This window comes from Nonomuraea sp. LPB2021202275-12-8, from assembly GCF_037044575.1.
GTDB lineage: Bacteria > Actinomycetota > Actinomycetes > Streptosporangiales > Streptosporangiaceae > Nonomuraea.
This window is the reverse complement of the sequence record NZ_JBAHWD010000001.1, coordinates 445020-462697: the sequence shown is the minus strand read 5'-3', so window position 1 is coordinate 462697 and position 17678 is coordinate 445020. Positions and strand designations below refer to the sequence as shown.

The window sequence follows — 17678 nt, the reverse complement described above, 5'->3', positions numbered from 1 at the left end:
CAGCCGTTGCCTAGTGGCCTAACTTGATGGCGAGACCGTCGAGGAGTGCCGATGCGGAATCAGGGGCTGGGCTCGTGGCCGGCACGCAGGGCGCGGATGACGCCGGACCGGGTGGCGCTGACGTACCGCGGCCGGGACCGGACCTACCGCGACCTGCACGCCAGGGCGAACCGGCTCGCCCGCGCCCTCGCTCGCCTCGGCGTGCGGCGCGGCGACCGGGTCGCCTACCTCGGCGCCAACGATCCGGCGCTGGTGGAGACGTTCTTCGCCACCGGGGCCCTCGGGGCGGTGTTCGTCCCGCTCAACACCCGCCTGGCCGCGCCCGAGACGCGCTACATCGTCGAGGACGCCGGGGCGGAGATCGTCCTGCTGGGCGAGGGGCACGACGGCGCCGGCCTGCCGGGCCGCCACGTGTCGGCGAACGGCTACGAAGACCTGCTGGCCGAGGGCGACCCCGGGGCGATCGACGAGCCGGTGAGCCTGGACGACCTGTGCCTGATCATGTACACCTCGGGCACGACGGGCCGGCCCAAGGGCGCCATGCTCACCCACGGCAACCTGGTCTGGAACGCCTTCAACCTGCTCGTCGACGTCCCGCTCGCCGATGACGAGGTGACGCTGATCAGCGCGCCCATGTTCCACATCGCCGCCCTGGCCCAGACGCTGATCCCGTCGGTGCTCAAGGGCGGCAGGGCCATCCTGGAGCCCGCCTTCGACGTCGACACGACCTTCGACCTGATCGAGGCCGAGCGGATCACCGTGATGTTCGGGGTGCCCGCCATGTTCACCTTCCTGACGCAGTCGCCGCGCTGGGCGCGGGCCGACCTGTCCAGCCTGCGCCACCTGCTGTGCGGCGGCGCGCCGCTGCCCGAGCCGCTCATCCGGACCTACCAGGATCGCGGGCTGACCCTCCTGCAGGGGTACGGCCTGACCGAGACGGCGCCGGGCGCCCTCTTCCTGGCGGCCGGGCACCCCGCCGACAAGGCCGGCTCGGCGGGCGTTCCGTGCTTCTTCTCCGACGTCAAACTGGTCGCCCCTGACGGATCCCTCGCGGCTCCCGGCCAGCCGGGCGAGGTCCACGTACAGGGCCCGAACGTGACGCCCGGCTACTGGCGGCGGCCGGAGGAGACCGAGAAGGTGCTGTCGGCCGACGGGTGGCTGCGCTCCGGCGACGTCGGCGTCGCCGACGAGGACGGCTACGTCCGCATCTCCGACCGGATCAACGACATGATCATCTCAGGTGGCGAGAACATCTACCCGGCCGAGGTGGAGAGCGCCCTGTACGGCCATCCCGCGGTGGCGGAGTGCGCGGTGATCGGCGTCGCCGACCACAAGTGGGGCGAGGTCGGCAAGGCCCTGGTCGTGCTGCGGCCCGGTGAGACGGTGCGGCCCGAGGACCTGATCGCCCACCTGTACGGCCGGCTCGCCCGCTACAAGATCCCGAAACATGTGGAGTTCGTCCCCGAGTTGCCCAGAAACGCGGCAGGCAAGCTGCTCAAGGCCCGGCTCAGGACGCTCTACGGCGGGACGGCACGGTGATGGACGCGCGGCCCGCCCAACCCGGACAGAGCTCAACCGGACAGAGGAGATGACCCGCATGCGCACCTCGCCCCCGTTCCGCGCGGACCACGTAGGCAGCCTGCTGCGCCCGCCCGCGCTGCTGCGAGCCCGGGAGGCCGGCACCGGCCAGGAGCTGCGCGAGGCCGAGGACGCGGCCATCCGCGAGGTCGTGCGCAGGCAGGAGGAGATCGGGCTGCAGTCGGCCACCGACGGCGAGTTCCGCCGCGCCTCCTGGCACATGGACTTCATCTACCGGCTCGGCGGCATCGGCCAGGCCACCGACGAGCACATCACGGTCCGCTTCCACAACGACAAGGGGGACATCGAGTTCACCCCCGCCGCGCTGCGCGTCCACGAGAGGATCAGGCTCGACGAGCCGATCTTCGCCGACGACTTCGCGTTCCTGCGCGACACCGTGAGCACGGCCGTGCCCAAGCTGACCATCCCCTCGCCCAGCATGGTCCACTACCGGGGCGGCCCCGCCTCCATCGACCCCGCCGTCTATCCGGACGTCGAGGAGTTCTGGAGCGACCTCAGCGCCGCCTACGCCGAGCAGGTGCGCAGGATCGGCGCGCTCGGCTGCACCTACCTGCAGTTCGACGACACCAGCCTGGCCTATCTCAACGACCCCGCCCAGCGGGCCGAGCTCGCCGAGCGCGGTGACGACGCCGAGCACATGCACCTGCGCTACATCAAGCAGATCAACGCCGCGCTCGCCGCCAAACCGGAGGGCATGACGATCACCACGCACATGTGCCGCGGTAACTTCCGCTCCTCCTGGGCAGCCTCGGGCGGCTACGACTTCGTCGCCGAGGCGCTGTTCGGCGAGCTGGCGGTGGACGGCTTCTTCCTGGAGTTCGACGACGAGCGCTCCGGAGGCTTCGAACCGCTGCGGTTCGTGCCGCCGGGCAAGATGGTGGTGCTCGGGCTGGTCACCACCAAGCGAGGCGAGCTGGAGTCCAAGGACGCGCTCAAGCGCCGCATCGACGAGGCCGCCAAGTTCGTCGACCTGGACCAGCTCTGCCTGTCGCCGCAGTGCGGCTTCTCCTCCACTGTGGAGGGCAACCAGCTCACCTCCGACCAGCAGTTCGCCAAGCTGGCGCTGATCGCGGAGACCGCGCGGGAGGTGTGGGGCTGACCGCCCGGCCATACGGCTAAACGGCTGACCGGCTGCCTGGACGCAGCCGGCGGCCGAGCGCGGTGAACAGCCGCCTCGGCACGGTCAGCGCCAGCACGGCGAGCACCACGTGGACCGCGATGAAGGCGTACGCCTCGGTCCGCGTCGCCACGTGGCCCAGCCGGACCGTGATGTGGTGCGCCCAGTCCCAGACCTCCGGGATGCCGTCCAGCCTGCTGTTCAGCACCACCGCCACCAGGTCCTCCAGGCCGGACATCTGCAGGATCGTCATGGCCGCGCCGAGCCGCAGCACGCCCTCGCGCGAGCCGCCGCCGAGCCGGTAGGCCAGCACCAGCGCGATCATGATGAACGGCACGAACACGACCACGTGCAGGTAGAGGTCCTCGAACACGGCGGTGCCGTCGACCATGTCCAGCGCGGTCATGAACGTCGCGGGCACGAAGTAGCAGAGGAAGCCCAGGAAGATCGCGGGCAGCGCCACCAGGTGCAGCCGAAGCCGCCGCGCCCACGCAACGTCGATCCAGGCGACGCTGGCGAAGGCGGCGAGCTGCGGGGTCAGCTTGACCAGCAGCATCCAGATCGAGCTGATCTCGCGCTCGTAGGGGATGACGAACCGGACGACGGCGGCCAGCGCCACCGTCAGGGCGCCCAACAGTAGCGCGACGCGGTTGTCCCGCCAGAACGAGGATGAAGTGGACAGCATGCGATCCCAGTCAGTGTGTGGAGACGATTGGTGTGCCGTGTTCGGGGCAGGCGGCCGTGCCCAGCGCCTCGGCGCCGTCCGGCACGACGCCGGCCAGCACGGGCCGGCGCCGGCGCAGCGCCGTGACGGCCGTCGCCCGCCCGGCCGGGCGGGCATGGAAACGATGCCACAGCAGGTGGGTCCTGCCGCAGCCGGGATGGATCCCGGCGAAGTAGCCGAGGTGCGGATCGTGGACGACTCCAGGGCGGGATTCCCGTACGGCGCGCGCGACGTCCATGCGTTCGACGGCGTGCACCCGGACGCCGTGGAGCTCCGGCAGGATCGCGTCGAGGGCGGGCCGCTCGCCCACCACGATCGCCTGCCCCGCCCGCGTCGCCAGGCCGAGCGCGGTGGCGTTCAGCGCGCCACGCCTGGCCTCGTCGACGACCGGGGCGTCCGGTGCGAGCAGCACCCCGTAGCGCGGGCCGGCCGGGGTGAGGGCCCGCCGGTCGAGCACGGCTGAGCGCACTTCCAGCACCGGTGTCCGGCGGGGCGCGCCCGCGAGGGCGAGCGCGTCCCGCAGGTCCCGCCCGTCGCCGATCCACAGCGACGGCTCCTGGGAGGCGTCGAAGGGCCGGGCGAAGGGGCACAGGCGGTGCGACTGGCCGGTCAGCGCGGCGGAGGGGACGGCCTCCGGGTCGTCGAGTGCCCGCCCCGCCGCCACCCACTGGTCGCGGTAGAACGGCACCTGCCCGAAGGCCGTCCTGACGACCCCGCGGTAGGCCCGCTCCCAGCGCGCCGGAGAGAACCTAACCGGCATCGACACCGACCGTGACCAGCTCCTCGACCTCGGCCAGCACCCGCGCGACCTCGTCCGCCGAGGCCCCGGACGCGAGCACGTACCCGAGTTTGGCCCGGCACTCGGTGTAGGGCACGACCCGCTCGCCGGGCGAGGTGGTGACGAGCACGCCGGCCACGCCGGGCAGCGCGCGCGCCTCCGGCAGGCCGTCCAGCGCCATCAGCGTGCCCGCCCGGTCGGCGCGCAGCATGCGGACGGAGGCGTGCCTGCTCCAGCGGGGGGTGAGGTCGGGACGCTCGCCGACGGCGAGCAGGACGGCGGCGGCCACGGTGTCGACCCCGTACATCAGGCCGAGTGCCTCGCCCATGCCGTTGCCGCCGATCCGCGCGCCCATCTCGATCAGCACGACACCGTCGCCGGTGACGAACAGGTCGAGGTTCAGCGGGCCGTCGGTGTAGCCGACCTCGGCGCAGACGAGTTCGAGCTGACGCGTGACCTCCTTGGTCAGGTCCGGGTCGCGCGGGGCCATGTCGTGGCCGACGGCGACGACCCGCGGAGCCTCCACCACCCGGTCGCTGAGCCCGAGCAGGGCCACCTCGCCGTCCTGGAGGAACGCCTCCCCGCACAGGTCCTGGCCGGTGACCAGCTCCTCGGCGATCACCGTCGCCGACGGCGAGGCGGCGGCCGCGGCCTCGGTCGCCGGGCCGAGTTCGCCGGCGCCGGCGCACACCGTGATGCCCCTGGAGCTGCCGGAGTCCACCGGCTTGACGATGACGGGGAAGCCGAGCCGTACGGCCTCGCGCCGGACCCGCTCGGCCGAGCCGCTGACATGGGCAGGCCCGTCGAGGCCGAGCCGCTCGCAGACCTGCCGGAAGTACGCCTTGTCCGTCGAGGCCCGCAGGGCGGCGGGGGGCAGTCCGCCGGGCAGGCCGAGCCGCCCCGCCACCTCGGCGAGGGCCGGCAGGTTGATGTCGCTGCCCGGGGCGAGCAGCCCCGCCACGTCGTCGCGGTCGCGCAGGGCCGCGGTCACCGCCTCCACGTCGCGGGTGCTCAGATGGAGGAACTCGTCCGCCTCGCGCACGCCGGGCGCGTCGGCCCGCATGTCGACGCAGATGGTGCCCAGCCCGAGCCGCCGGGCGGCGCGGAAGGAGCTGATCGTGCCGTCCGAGCCGCCCAGGACGACCAGTCGTCTCACGCGCTGGTCACCGTCTGGGGGACCGTCCAGTGCACGCCGCGGGTCTCGATGAACCAGTCCACGGTCTTGGCCATGCCCTCCTCCAGCGAGACCAGCGAGCTCGGCTCGATGCCCACCGAGAGCAGGGTGTCGGTCCTCGCGGTGACGGCCGTGTCGGGGGTCTCACCCGGGCGCATCGGCAGGTCGGCGATGGGGACCGGCTTGTAGCCGCGGGCGACGCAGAGGTCGATGACGAGCTCGGCGACCTCCCGGATGGTCGAGGAGGTGGTCGGGCCGACCTCGACGACGTGGTCGAGGACCGTCCCCGCCGCCGCGGTCTCCAGGGAGGCCACGAGCCCGCGGGCCACGTCCGCGACCCAGACCATGTCCGAGACCTGGGTGCCACCGCCGTAGAGCTCGACCGGCATGCCGCTCAGGGCCCGGCAGATGACCGCCGGCGTGATCTTGCGGACCTTGCCGGAAGCGAACGGCGGCGCGGCCTGCTGGCGCGGGCCGTAAGCGTTTACGACGCGAACGTTGTTCACCCGCGTGCCGCGGTGGTTGTTGAACATGCGCACGAAGCGCTCGACGGCCGTCTTGGAGATGGAGTAGCTGTTGTCCATCCAGTGGTTGCCGACGCAGATGTAGACCCCCGGCAGGTCGTACTGGGCGATGGCCTCCAGGAAGTTGAGCCCGCCGATGAGGTTGGTCTCGGCGGCCGGGCGGGGGTTGGTGATCGTCTCCTGTGTGCCGAGCACGGCCGCGAGGTGGATGATCGCGTCACAGTGGGCCGCGAGCTCGGTCATCGCGGTGGCGTCACGGATGTCTCCACGCATGACCTCCCAGGGCAGGTCGTGGTCCGCACGGCCCCGGTGATCGAACACGAGCGGAACGTGGCCACGGGTAACGAGTTCTTCGCACACGTAGCGGCCGATAAAGCCGTTTCCGCCGGTCACTCCGACCTTCATTGCCACCCTCTTGAGTGAGTTCGGTGATGTGTGATGGATGCCGTGTGAGGCACAGCGTTGATCACAGCAGAAGTAATCTGGGAGGATCATGGCTAAATGAGAGTCTGTGTCCATCTTGTGATGATTTCTCCACCGAGGGTTATCGAGTGAATCTGTCCGTGCTGGATCCCTGCCGCGATCCCGAGCCGCCCGGCTGGGAGGAGTTCCGGCAGGCCGAAGGGCTGACCGCCATCTGGGCGTACGACGTCATCGCCGCGTCGTCGCAGGGGTCGTGGGCCCGCCCGCTGCTGGGCGTGTTCCACGACGGCGGGCGCGTGGTCGGCGTGGTCGGCGCGGTCTACATCGGGCTGCGCCGGCCGGCCTCCGGGCGCATGCCGCGCCCCCGCCGGGAGCCGCTCGTCCTCGATGTCCGCCTGCCCGGCCATTCCAACGAGCCGACCTGGCACTTCGGCGCCGACGTGCCGCCCGAGGTCCGCCGGAGCCTGCTGTCGCAGTTCGAGCGCGCCGCGGCCCGCCTGCTCGGCTGGGGGCTCGCGGGAGTGGTCTATCGCATGGTGGACGAGCCTCATCTGCCCTTGGTGGCCCGCCGCAGCGCGATCACGCGAGACTCTCCCGGCAGCACCCTCCTGCGGCTGACCTGGTCCACGACAGAGGGCTGGATCAGCTCGCTCAGCAAGAACCGCAGAAAGACGCTGCGCCGCCAGATCACGAGCATCGCCCAGGCCGGCGACCTGGACGTGCGAGAGGGGAGGACGCGCCTCGACCTCGACCCCGTGGAGATGGCCGAGCTGAACCGCCGGCACACGGCCAGGCTGGCGGCACGCTTCGACCCCCGGGCCCCGTTGCCCCCCGCATACTTCGACAGCCTGCTCCGGCGCGACGACGTGTCCGTCATCTCCTACCACTCGGCCGAGCGGCTGCTGGCCTTCGGGATCGTGTACGAGCACCCGATCTCGCCCGTGAGCGGGCCGTGGGCGGCGCTGCGGCCGGAGGAGGGCGGCCGCAAGGACCTCTATTTCGACGTCCACGCCCGCATCGTCCGGCGGGCGATCGACGCGGGCGCCAAGCAGGTTCTCTTCGGCAGGGGCAGGGTGGAGATCAAGACGTCACTGGGTTTCGAGTACGTCCCGATGAGGTTCGTCGTCGTCCCCCGGTGGGCGATGGGATGAGCCTCACCCTGCAGATCCTCGACCCCCGCCACGACCCCGAGCCCGCCGACTGGGAGCGGCTGCGCACCACCGCCGGCCAGTGCGTGACCTGGCGCTACGACCTGCTGCGCGCCTACGCCTGGGCCGCCCAGGCGCCGCTCCTGCTCACCGTCCTGCGGGAGGCGGGCACCGCGATCGCCGCCTTGTCGGTGTCGCTGCGCGGCATCCGGCCACACCGCGGCGTCTACGCCGAGCGCCGCGACCCCGCCGGCCTCCTGGACGTCCACGCGCCGGCGAACCGCTCCCAGAAGGGCTGGTGGTTCGCCGGGGATCCGGCGCCCGAGCGGCGGCGGGAGTTGCTGCGCGACTGCCTGCGCGGGCTCCGCGCGGAGCTGGGCGCCGGCTGGCGCGGCGTCGTGTGGCGCGAGGTGTCGCCCGGCGAGCCGGAGGTGCTCCCCGGCCGGGTCAGGATCAACCTCCCCACCGCGCCACTGGCCAGGCTCGCCACCCCCTGGAGCGGCGTCGAGCAGTGGTACGCCCTGCTCGACCGCGCCCGCAGGGACTCGCTCAGACGGCGGGCCAGGGGCTTCGCCGCCGATCCGAGCCTCAGCATCCGGGTAGGACCCGCCCGCGACCTGGTGACCGCAGCCGAAGCCGCCGAACTGCGCGCCGAGAACGACCTCAAGCACCGCAGCAGGCTGCTCCCGCTCGCCCCGCTGCCGCTGCCCTATCTCGAAGCCCTGGTCGGCGGCGACGAGGTGATGGCCATCGGCTACCGCGACCGAGGGCGGCTGATCGGCCTCTCGCTGATCCTCGACCACCCCGACTGGCCCATCTGCCTGAGCTGGGGCGCCCGGCTGCCCGAGGACGGCGGGCGCAAGCACCTCTACTTCGACGGCTACGTCCGCATGGTGGAATGGGCCATCGGCTCCGGCAAGACCGGACTCGTCCTCGGCAAGGGCCAGGCGGAGGCCAAGAGCGCCCTCGGTGCCGACCTGGTCCCCTCCTCCGCCCTGGCCGTGCCCCTCTGAGCTCCCTCTGATCCTGTGGACACCCCCATGACGTGTGTGCAATGCGGGCACCCGCACCCCGCCCTGATCGCCAGACGCCTGCGACCGGCCCGCTACTCCTGCCGGTCCTGCGGCGCCGTCTTCAGGGCCGGCCCCGAGCCCGCGCCCGGTCCGGAGCCTGAGCGGTTCGCGCCCGTGGACGGCGACCCGCTGGCGGCGTTCATGCCCGCCCGCATGGTCCGCTGGGTACGTGAGACCGGCGGCGACATCCCGGCCGGGCCGGACCGGGTGACACTCGCCCGCTGGTACAAGGACTTCGACGCCCTCGTCGCCGGTGCCAGAACCTCGGCCGAGGCGCGCGCCGCCGTCGAACGGGTCAGCGAGGTCCCCCTCGACGCGTTGCCCGCCAAGCCGCCCGCGTTCTCCAAGGTGTGCGGCGCCCTGCACGCCACCTGCTACGACCCCGGCCTCGCCGTGGCCAGGCTCGGCCAGGACGAGCCCTTCGTCGCCGAGCGGGTCGGCCACCTTCGACGCTGGCTCGCCACGGCGGGCCGGTCCACGACCTGGCCGGCGGCCCCCGAGTCACCGCCCCCTGCCCGCGACGCCGTCGAAGGCCTGCTCACATTGCCGGACTCGTTCACCACCGACCAGGTCAGGACCCTGTTCTGCGCGCTGTTCGGGGTGGACAAGGGGCCGTCCGTGCCGGGAGTGCGCGACCGGTTCGGGGACGAGCGCATCCGCCAGGCCCTGCTCGCCTACCTGGAGACCGGCGACCGTCCCCTGCGCCGGGCCGTGCTGGCCGAGCTGGCGGACGAACCGGACGTCGCGTGACCGCCGTCGCCGAGCACCGCATCGGGCCGCGCCGGCTGCTCACGCTCCTGGGCGGCCGCGCCACCTTCCGCCTGCTGCTGTACGGCTCCGCGGGCGTTCTGGTAGCCGCGTGGAGCAGGGAGGACTTCAACGCCTACGGGGCCGCCGTGGGCGCGGTCGGCTGGCTGAGCATGGTGGTCCAGTCCGGCCCGGAGAAGGCGGCGCTCACGCTCATCCCGCGCGCCCGCCGCACCCGCGAGCAGCTCGCCGGCATGCTCCGCGCGGTCGTCGCGTACGTGCCGCTGCCCTTCACCGCGGCCGCCGCCGCCGGGCTGGTCCTCGCGCCGAACTCCACGGTCACGATCTACCTGCTCGCCATCGCCTACTACATCGGCCTCGGCTGCGGCATGCTGGGCGTGGCCGTTCACCGGGCTCTCGGCCGCTACACCCGCGACACCGTCCACTTCTCGCTCCTCGGCCTGGGCATGATCGCTCTGGCCGTGCTGGCCTTCACCGCCGGCCTCCGGCCCTCCGGCTATCTGGCCGGGCTGGTCGCCCTGGTCACCATGCTGAACCTGGCCCTTCTGCGCGGGCTGCCGCGAGGCGGTGGGCCGAGCCGGACGCTGCGCGGCATCCTGGCAGGCACGGTGGCGCTGATGGGCGCCGCCGACGTGATGAGCAACGCCATCGTGGGGACGCTCTTCGTGGAGCTGTCGCTCTCCGCCCACGCCGGCCAGAGCGGCGACCTCTACCTGATGATCCTGGGCTGGGGCTTCGCCGCGTCCGTCGTCTACACCGTCCAGCGGATCTACCAGCCCCGGCTGGCGCTGCTGATGACCTCGGACGGCTCGGACCAGGCACGGGTGCTCGCCAGGCGGGTGGCGAACCTCGCCGTCGGGGCAAGCTCCCTGTGGCTGGTGCTCGCCGGCGCGGCGCTGGCCGGCGGCCTCGCCGGGACCCGCTCGCTGATCGCCCTCGGCCTCCTGCTGGCGTCGCTGCTGCCCGCCAACGCGCTGGCGAGCTTCGGCCTCTTCGTGCTGGAGAATTCCGGCAAGGCGGGCCTGCGCTACAGCGCCAAGGCCGTCGTCCTCGCCTGGGCGGCGGTGGCCGCGCTCGGCGCGCTCGTCATCCCGCTCGCCGGAGCGGCCGGTGCGGTGTACGCGCTGGGAGCGCAGGGATTCGTACTGGGACTCGCCCTTAGGAGGCGCATATGACGACCGGGCTGACCGTGCTGGTTCCCTGCTACAACGAGGGACCCCAGGTGGAGACCGCACACGGCGAGCTGGTCGAGGCGCTGAAGGAGATCGGCGAGCTGGAGATCCTCTTCGTCGACGACGGCAGCACCGACGACTCCCTCGACCGGATCCGCCGGCTGGCCGAGACGGACCCGCGGGTGCGCTACCTGTCCTTCACCCGCAACTTCGGCATCGACGCGGTGATGGCCGCCGGGTTCCGCTACGCGGGGCAGCCGTGGACGGTCCAGTGCGACGCGGATCTGCAGGTGCCGCCGGGGGAGATCTGGGCCCTGCTCGACAAGGCCGCGGAGGGCTACGACGTGGTGTTCGGCGAGCGGCGGGGCCGGCGTGACCCTCTCGTCCGCAGGGGAGGCTCGGCCGGGCTGCACTGGGCGGCGCGGCGCGTCTTCGGCATCGACATGCCCCGCGGCGCCTCCACCTTCAGGCTGGTGCGCACCGGCCTGGCCAGGACGATCACCGAGCTGCGGCTGCCCTGGTTCATCCCGGCGGTACCCCTGGTCGGCGCCAGATACGCCGCCACGCCGGTCGCGCACCGGCCCAGGACGGCGGGCCGGTCCAAACTCCGCCTGGCCAGGCTGACCGCGCACTCCTTCGAGCTGTTCTTCGGCTTCTCCTGGCGCCCGCTCGCCGCCGTCTACGCGGCGGGGGTGCTGGGAGGCGCCCTCGCGCTGGTGTTCGCGGTGCTCGGATACGCCGGTCTGGCGGGCGGGCCGGTGATCGCGGCGACCCAGCTCCTGCTCACCGGCCTCACGGTGGCGGCGGTGGCGCTGGTCGGGCGGTACCTGCACCGGCTGCTGCGCGACACGGCTCGCCCGCGTACCTACTACGTCAAGGACGCCAACCTGCCGCTGCTGCCCGAGGACACGCTCACCGGCGGTCTGCCCAGCCCGCAGCCTCCCGCTCGCGCCGTGCGGCAGAGGGGTTAGTCAGCTTCTCGGCCGTAAACGACCGAGCTTGCAGCTCCTGGCCGTCGATGGCTTCGACGGTCCGGTCCGCGTCAGGCAGCGTGACTCACTGCCCAGCCCATCTCACCGCGTGAGGCGATGTTCCGGGCTGCGTCGACGTCGGCGTGCTCAGCGAAACCGCACGACGTACACGAGAAGGTGGCCTGGTCAGGCCGGTTGCGCTGGTCCACATGCCCACAGTGCGAGCACTGCTGTGAGGTGTAGGCCGCATCCACGACAATCACCGCCGCTCCTGCCCGGACCGCCTTGTAGGCGATGAAAGCTCCGAGCTGGTGGAAACTCCAGGAGTGCAGCGTGACCCGCTGGGGCTTGCGAAGCCGTACCCGTTCGCGGATGCCCTGGAGATCCTCCAGAGCGATCCCGCGCCCGGTGCGTTCTGCCTCGGTCACGATGCTTTTGGCGATGATGTGGTTGACATTCGCGGCGAAGCGAGCCTCGCTACGACGCCGCCGTTTCAGCAGCCGCTTGGCAGACTTGGTCTGCTTGGCCTACAGGCGGCGGCGGAGTCGGCGATTACGGTGGCGGACCGCGTTCAGGCCCTTGCCGCAATGACGGACCCATCGGAGGTGGTAGCGATGTTGGCGATACCCAGATCCACCCCCGACGAAGCCGTCCGGTTCCGATAGCGGCTGGTCGGCCACCTCGACCGTGGCATGCAGCAACCACATCCCGTCCCGGCAGATCAGATCCACTCACCGCGTCGATGGGCGGCCAGCAGTGCCAGTTGCTGCGCCGAGCCGGTGAAGGCCACCCCTTTCAGCCGCCCGGCAGTCGTCCAGATCGACACCGTCCGCGCATCATGCTGCCAGGACAGGCACCGGTCGTCATACGGCTGGGCCGCCAGCGATCGGAAGGAGATCGGCTGGGCTTCGATTTTGACCCGACGCGGCGATCCGGGCTTGCCCAGGTTCCCGGCGGCCAGGTTGGCGTGCAGGGTGCGATAGGCGTCGCACACCTTCTTGATCACATGCTGGGCGGCCAGCCCGAACTCGGCCTTGATCTGGTCGTAGGTGTGCCTGCGCAGGTCGAAGTTGCGGAAACAGTGTTGCTGGAACGCCAGTGTCGCGACCAGATTCGCCGCTCGGTTGGCGGCGTCCAGGGTGGCTTCCAGCGCCGCCGCCTGCTGCGGCGTCGGCAGGAGCTTCACCTGCACCACCAGTTTCACCATCGAACACACTAACATTAGGTCCATGTCACCGCGTTGGGAACCCAACCCCGATATCCGGCGGGACCGTCGCGTGGTTTACAGCCTGCATGCGCATTTGGTCTTCACACCCAAGTAACGGCGCAAGGTGTTCACCGACGAGATCCTGCGCCGCTGCGAAGACATCATGATCGAGGTGTGCGACAGCTTCGGTGCCACGCTGGTGGAGTTCAACGGCGAGCACGACCATGTCCACCTGCTGGTGCACTATCCGCCCAAGGTGGCGCTCTCGACTCTGGTCAACTCTCTCAAGGGCGTCTCGGCGCGGCTGCTGCGCAAGGAGTTTCCGGTCCACATCCGTCGGTATCTGTGGGACGGCCGCGTCCTGCGGCGGAGCACCCCTGTCGATCATCAAGGAGTACATCGACAACCAGAAGCGGCCAGACTGAGCTACCCACAGAGACCGGGCCTGGGGGCCCTCCCGCGCCCTCGTTTCCTCCCGGGCGCAAACGCCCGGGGTTCCACGCCAGATCACGCTGAAAACGGGCAGCCAGCGTCCGACAATCGTCGGCGGACAGGATGGGCGCGGCGGCCGAAATCTCCGCCGCCATTCCCTGCGGCGGATCCTGCTCAGCCGAGTCGCTGAGCAGGCTGGCGAGCCTGTCGGTCGCGGCCACCAGGGTCTCGTTCGTGGCGGAACCTGTTTGGGGCGGCTGGTCGGCCTCGCCGCGGGGAACATCGGCTGCGGACTTTGACGGGGAAGGCGTGGGCATCGGAGCCCCAAGGAGCGCGCGCCGCCGTCGACCGCGCCACCGCCTACGGCGTGGCGTGCGAGCTGATCAGGGGCGATCAGGTGGACGACGACAATGGGAGCCCCTGCGATGCCGAGCACCTGTATGACGTCCTGGTGTCGCTGCCCGACGAAGGCTACGAGGAACCGTCCTGCCCCGTGCACGCCGCGGTCGCGGTGCGCACCATCCCCGGCGCCACGAGCCGGCCGAACCCCACCGCCCGCTACGGAGACGGCCTCCACTCATGACCAGCGCCGAGCGAGCGGTGCGCGAGGACCAGGCGGCCACTCCGGACCACCGTGGTGGCGTGGAAGACCCGTCACCGACATCAAAGAGCCGGCGGGCCTCCACCTCGGCCCTTGGCAGCCCGACAACCAGGCGCGATGCGGAGTGCGGCACGAGCCACTAGCGCCGGTGGCCACTGTGGTGTTCCACCTCGTTGGTGACGCGGAGGCCGGGCGTTCGGACTCCGCGTCATTGAGCCTCTTCACGGATTGCAATTAAGAGGCTCCCGACACAGAACCCGAATAACCTAGGCGCTTATTCAGGCGCATTCTATTAAGAAATTAATGGTTGCCAATCATCGCTTATCGCGCTATTCTTATTCGTGCGGCAACCATGCTGACCAGGCAGTACATCAAAGATCCCCGCGCTCGCCGGTCATGTCGCAGGCCGCCGCCAAAGCCTCCAGTTCACACCCTTTGGCAGGGAGAGATTGCCATGACCACGTATCGACTTGGGCTGCCATCTGAACTGAAACGCGCACTGGAATACGCGTTGCCTCGACAGAACGGGACCTACTCGCCGACTGTTCGCGTGACGCCGCGCGACCGCACCGGGCGTAAATGTGCCGCGTGGGCGGCCGACCACTACGAGGTGCACGCCTTCTACACCACGACCGACCTCGCCTCGCTGGACCAGCTGGAGAAAGCCCTCAGCGACAGGCCAGGGGTCTACGCGACGACCCAAGTGCTGCGCAACCAAGACCGTAACGAGGTAACGAATCAGGCAGACCCCGCAACAAGCGCCTCGTTAGCATTGCACCATGTTGTCCAGTCTTGACGGGGAATACTCATCGCTTGGGCAGCGCGTACAGGCCGCTCGTGACCGCGCGTTCGTGGGGCGGGAGGAGGAACTGGGGTTCTTCCGTTCAGCGCTGGGCACGGACGCCTCCTTCGGGGTGTTGTACGTGCACGGTCCTGGCGGCATCGGCAAGTCGGCGCTGCTGCGGCGCTTCGCCACCGAGGCGGCGGCGGCCGGGCGGCGGGTGGTGACCCTGGACGGCCAGGCCGTGGACCCCTCCCCCGCCGCGTTCCAGGCCGAGGCGGGCGAGGTGCTGACGGGCGAGCGCGTGGTCCTGCTCGTCGACACCTTCGAGCGCTGCCAGGGCCTGGAGGGCTGGCTGCGCGAGCGCTTCCTGCCGGGGGTGCCGGTCGGCGCGCTGATCGTCGTGGCCGGGCGGAACCCTCCTGACCCGCTCTGGCAGGCCGATCCCGGCTGGGCGGAGGTGCTGCGGGTGCTGCCGCTGCGCCCGCTCGCGCGTCGCGAGGGGATGGCGCTGATCGAGGCCCGGGGGGTGGCGTCCGAGCTGCGCGAGCCGCTGCTCGAGTTCGCCGGCGGGCATCCGCTGGCGCTCTGCCTGGGTGCGGTGGTGGCGGCCAAGGACCAGGGGGCCCTCGCGCGCTGGACGCTGCGCCCTGACGTGGCCGAGACGCTGCTGGAGCAGCTCGTCGGCGAGGTGCCCTCGGCCGCGCACCGGCACGCGCTCGAGGTGTGCGCGCACGCCCACACGACCACCGAGGAGCTGCTGCGCGCCGCCTTGCCGCAGGACGCGGCGCCGCTGTTCGAGTGGCTGCGCAAGCTGCCGTTCATCGAAACCGGCAGGCACGGAGTGTTCCCGCACGACGTGGTCCGCGACGCGCTGGAGGCGGACCTGCGCTGGCGCGACCCCGAGGGCTACGCGGACATGCACCGCCGCATCCACTCCCATCTGGCCGAGCAGGTGCGCGTGGCCGGTGACCAGGACGCGCTCACGGCCATGGGCTCGCTGTTCTACCTGCACCGCCACGACGGGGAGACCTCGCACTTCCAGGGCTGGTGTGGCGACGGCGAGGTGCATGAGGTCGCCTTCCACCCCGACGACAGGGACCAGGTGCTGCGGATGGCGGCGGAGGCGGAGGGCGAGAGGTCCGCGGCCGACGCCGCCTTCTGGATGAGCCGGCAGCCGGAGGCGTTCTGGGTGCACCGCGACACGGAGACCGGCGAGCCGGTCGGCCTGATGTCGTGGGTGCGGGTGAGCGAGCCCGGCGCGGAGGAGCTGGCGGCGGACGTGCTGCTGCGCTCCGCGTGGGCGCACGTCCAGGCCACCGCGCCGCTGCGCCCCGGGGAGTACATCGCCCTGGCCCGCGCCTGGGTCCTGCCCGCGTACCGGGGCACCTCGCCGGCGATGGACCTCGTCCAGTGGCGCGCGGTCAGCGAGTGCCTGCGAGCGGACCAGCTGGCCTGGACGTTCATCGCGATGCGGGACCCTGACTCCTGGCGGCGCTACCTGCGCCACCACGACATGCACGACCTCGCCGTCCGCCCGCGCCGGGGCGAGGAGACGTACGGCCTGTTCGCCCACGACTGGCGGGCCACGACGGCCGAGACGTGGCTGGCGCGGATGAGCCGGCGGGCCCCTGCCGGGCCGCGGGAGGCGCCGGCCGCCGCACGGCGGCCGGACCTGGTGGTGCTGTCACGGCCCGAGTTCGACACCGCCGTACGCGAGGCGATGCGGAATTTGTCCCGCCCGGCCGCGCTCGCCGGGAACCCGCTGGCCCGCAGCAGGCTCGTCGCCGGCCACGCCGCGCCGGACCCGGCCCAGGCGCTGCGGGGACTGCTGGAACAGGCGGTGGAGCAGGTGCGGGACGATCCGCGGGCGGCCCGCTACCACCAGGCCGTGGTCACGACCTATCTGAGCCGCGTGCCCACCCAGGAGGCCGCCGCCGAGCGACTCGGCCTGCCGATCAGTACCTACCGGCGCCATCTCGCGGTCGGTCTGGAGCGGGTGGCGGAGAGTCTGTGGCATCGCGAGGTGTACGAGGCGGCGGGCCGGCCAGGCGCTTGAACAGCGGGGCGACGGGCCGTTCCACGTAGCGGTGCACGATCCAGGCGGCCAGCAACATCACCGCGACCAGCCCGGCCAGCAGCGCGTACCTGTCGACCGAATCCGCCAGCCGGTTGATCAAGATGGAGCCGACGTGGGCGTGCAGCAGGTAGAGCGGGTAGGTCAGCGCTCCCGCGGTCACCAGCCAGGGCCTGGCCAGCGGCCTGAGCAGGCGTAGCGCGATCAGCGTCATGACCAGGAAGACGGCGACCACCACCAGGGTGATCACCACGGGGTCGTACTCCACCGAGTAGCGGCGCCCGACCGCGTCGGCGTACCCGATGGCCCGGTAGACGGCGTTGCCCAGGCACAGCGGGAGGATCAGCGCGATCTGCCAGTTCAGCCCGAACGCGTGCAGCAGGTACAGCGCCATCCCGGCGATGAAGTAGTGCGAGAACTCCGACTGCAGCACCAGGTCAGCGATCGGCGGCAGCAGCCCGGCCTCAAACAGGAAGGTCAGGGCGAGCCAGCCCCACATCCCGGCCAGGACCCGGTTCTTGGTCATCCCGACGAAGGTCAGGACGGCGATGAGGAAGTAGAACCGCATCTCCGCCCAGAGCGTCCAGTAGACGACGTCGACGTTGGCCACGTTCGGCACGGCCTGGAACATGGTCAGGTTGACCAGCACCTGACCCGCCGAGATGTCGAACATGCCGGCGCCGAGCGTCACCGTGACCAGCGTGGTGACGGCGATCCCCACCCAGTACGCCGGGTAGAGCCGTGCCAGCCTGGACACGGCGAACCGGCGGGGGCTCCTGCCCCACGCGCTCATCAGCACCACGAACCCGCTGATCAGGAAGAACAGGTCCACGCCGAGATAGCCGTACTGCGTCCAGCCCGCCATCTCGGGGTACGCCACGGTGGTGATCTTGCCCGCCGGCGCCGAGAAGGTGTAGTGGAACAGCACCACGCACAGCGCGGCCACCAGCCGTAATCCGTCGAGCTCGTACAGCCTGTCGCTTCGCCGGCGTTTGCTGACGTACGTCCTTGTTCTCCCCCTGATCACGTGGGCCAGGATGGTACCGATCGGCGCTCGGTTCCCAGTCCGTTCCGCTGTCATTCAGCGCTCACATCGCGCAGCGGTTTGC

General features: G+C 71.2%; 15 protein-coding genes and 2 pseudogenes. 11 read left to right on the top strand and 6 right to left on the bottom strand.

Features of this window, described 5'->3' with window-relative positions; translation table 11 throughout:
* Positions 1-51 precede the first annotated feature (51 nt).
* Both V5E28_RS02205 and V5E28_RS02200 read left to right on the top strand, forming a co-directional pair.
* Entirely contained in the window at positions 52-1539 is a 1488-nt protein-coding gene (locus tag V5E28_RS02205; protein ID WP_336204424.1) for an acyl-CoA synthetase, read from the top strand.
* 58 nt (positions 1540-1597) lie between these two features.
* On the top strand, positions 1598-2698 hold the full coding sequence (locus tag V5E28_RS02200) for a 5-methyltetrahydropteroyltriglutamate--homocysteine S-methyltransferase (protein ID WP_336204422.1): 1101 nt from the start codon (positions 1598-1600) through the stop codon (positions 2696-2698).
* Between the two features lie 16 nt (positions 2699-2714).
* Here the strand turns inward: V5E28_RS02200 and V5E28_RS02195 are convergent, their stop codons facing one another.
* From V5E28_RS02195 to V5E28_RS02180, 4 genes are read right to left on the bottom strand one after another with little or no spacing between them, the layout of a single operon-like run.
* Positions 2715-3401 carry a hypothetical protein gene (locus tag V5E28_RS02195; protein ID WP_336204420.1) on the bottom strand — a complete coding sequence of 229 codons (687 nt, stop codon included), beginning with the start codon at positions 3399-3401 and terminating at the stop codon, positions 2715-2717.
* A 10-nt stretch (positions 3402-3411) separates the two neighbouring features.
* Entirely contained in the window at positions 3412-4200 is a 789-nt protein-coding gene (locus V5E28_RS02190; RefSeq protein WP_336204418.1) for a hypothetical protein, read from the bottom strand.
* Positions 4190-5374: an ATP-grasp domain-containing protein gene (locus V5E28_RS02185; RefSeq protein WP_336204415.1), complete on the bottom strand. Its 1185-nt coding sequence runs from the start codon at positions 5372-5374 to the stop codon at positions 4190-4192. The genes V5E28_RS02190 and V5E28_RS02185 overlap by 11 nt, the downstream gene beginning before the upstream one ends.
* The gene (locus V5E28_RS02180) at positions 5371-6321 is read right to left on the bottom strand and encodes an NAD-dependent epimerase/dehydratase family protein (protein ID WP_336204413.1); all 951 of its coding nucleotides are present in this window, start codon (positions 6319-6321) and stop codon (positions 5371-5373) included. Before V5E28_RS02180 ends, V5E28_RS02185 begins: the two co-directional genes overlap by 4 nt.
* A gap of 146 nt (positions 6322-6467) precedes the next feature.
* Here V5E28_RS02180 and V5E28_RS02175 point away from each other — a divergent pair, with 146 nt between their 5' ends.
* The 5 genes from V5E28_RS02175 to V5E28_RS02155 are packed head-to-tail and all read left to right on the top strand — an operon-like array spanning position 6468 to position 11471.
* Positions 6468-7490, top strand: a complete 1023-nt coding sequence (locus V5E28_RS02175) for a GNAT family N-acetyltransferase (RefSeq protein WP_336204411.1) — start codon at positions 6468-6470, stop codon at positions 7488-7490.
* On the top strand, positions 7487-8500 hold the full coding sequence (locus V5E28_RS02170) for a hypothetical protein (protein ID WP_336204410.1): 1014 nt from the start codon (positions 7487-7489) through the stop codon (positions 8498-8500). The genes V5E28_RS02175 and V5E28_RS02170 overlap by 4 nt, the downstream gene beginning before the upstream one ends.
* Before the next feature lie 27 nt (positions 8501-8527).
* Complete coding sequence (locus tag V5E28_RS02165; protein WP_336204408.1) at positions 8528-9310, top strand: hypothetical protein; 783 nt, start codon at positions 8528-8530, stop codon at positions 9308-9310.
* Positions 9307-10503 carry a hypothetical protein gene (locus V5E28_RS02160; RefSeq protein WP_336204406.1) on the top strand — a complete coding sequence of 399 codons (1197 nt, stop codon included), beginning with the start codon at positions 9307-9309 and terminating at the stop codon, positions 10501-10503. The genes V5E28_RS02165 and V5E28_RS02160 overlap by 4 nt, the downstream gene beginning before the upstream one ends.
* Positions 10500-11471 carry a glycosyltransferase family 2 protein gene (locus V5E28_RS02155; protein WP_336204404.1) on the top strand — a complete coding sequence of 324 codons (972 nt, stop codon included), beginning with the start codon at positions 10500-10502 and terminating at the stop codon, positions 11469-11471. Before V5E28_RS02160 ends, V5E28_RS02155 begins: the two co-directional genes overlap by 4 nt.
* A 71-nt stretch (positions 11472-11542) precedes the next feature.
* Here V5E28_RS02155 and V5E28_RS02150 read toward each other — a convergent pair.
* Positions 11543-12678: pseudogene (locus tag V5E28_RS02150) on the bottom strand (RNA-guided endonuclease InsQ/TnpB family protein).
* 22 nt (positions 12679-12700) lie between these two features.
* On the opposite strand from V5E28_RS02150, the pseudogene tnpA reads away from it, so the two are divergent.
* From tnpA to V5E28_RS02130, 4 genes and pseudogenes are all read left to right on the top strand, one after another.
* Positions 12701-13103: pseudogene (tnpA, locus tag V5E28_RS02145) on the top strand (IS200/IS605 family transposase).
* A 302-nt stretch (positions 13104-13405) separates the two neighbouring features.
* Entirely contained in the window at positions 13406-13693 is a 288-nt protein-coding gene (locus V5E28_RS02140) for a hypothetical protein (protein WP_336204402.1), read from the top strand.
* 472 nt (positions 13694-14165) lie between these two features.
* Positions 14166-14507, top strand: coding sequence for a hypothetical protein (locus V5E28_RS02135; protein ID WP_336204400.1), 342 nt, complete (start codon positions 14166-14168; stop codon positions 14505-14507).
* Positions 14491-16551: an AAA family ATPase gene (locus V5E28_RS02130; RefSeq protein WP_336204398.1), complete on the top strand. Its 2061-nt coding sequence runs from the start codon at positions 14491-14493 to the stop codon at positions 16549-16551. Before V5E28_RS02135 ends, V5E28_RS02130 begins: the two co-directional genes overlap by 17 nt.
* Here the strand turns inward: V5E28_RS02130 and V5E28_RS02125 are convergent.
* Complete coding sequence (locus V5E28_RS02125; RefSeq protein WP_336204396.1) at positions 16451-17596, bottom strand: acyltransferase family protein; 1146 nt, start codon at positions 17594-17596, stop codon at positions 16451-16453. The two genes, V5E28_RS02130 and V5E28_RS02125, sit on opposite strands and share 101 nt — an antisense overlap.
* Between the last annotated feature and the right edge of the window lie 82 nt (positions 17597-17678).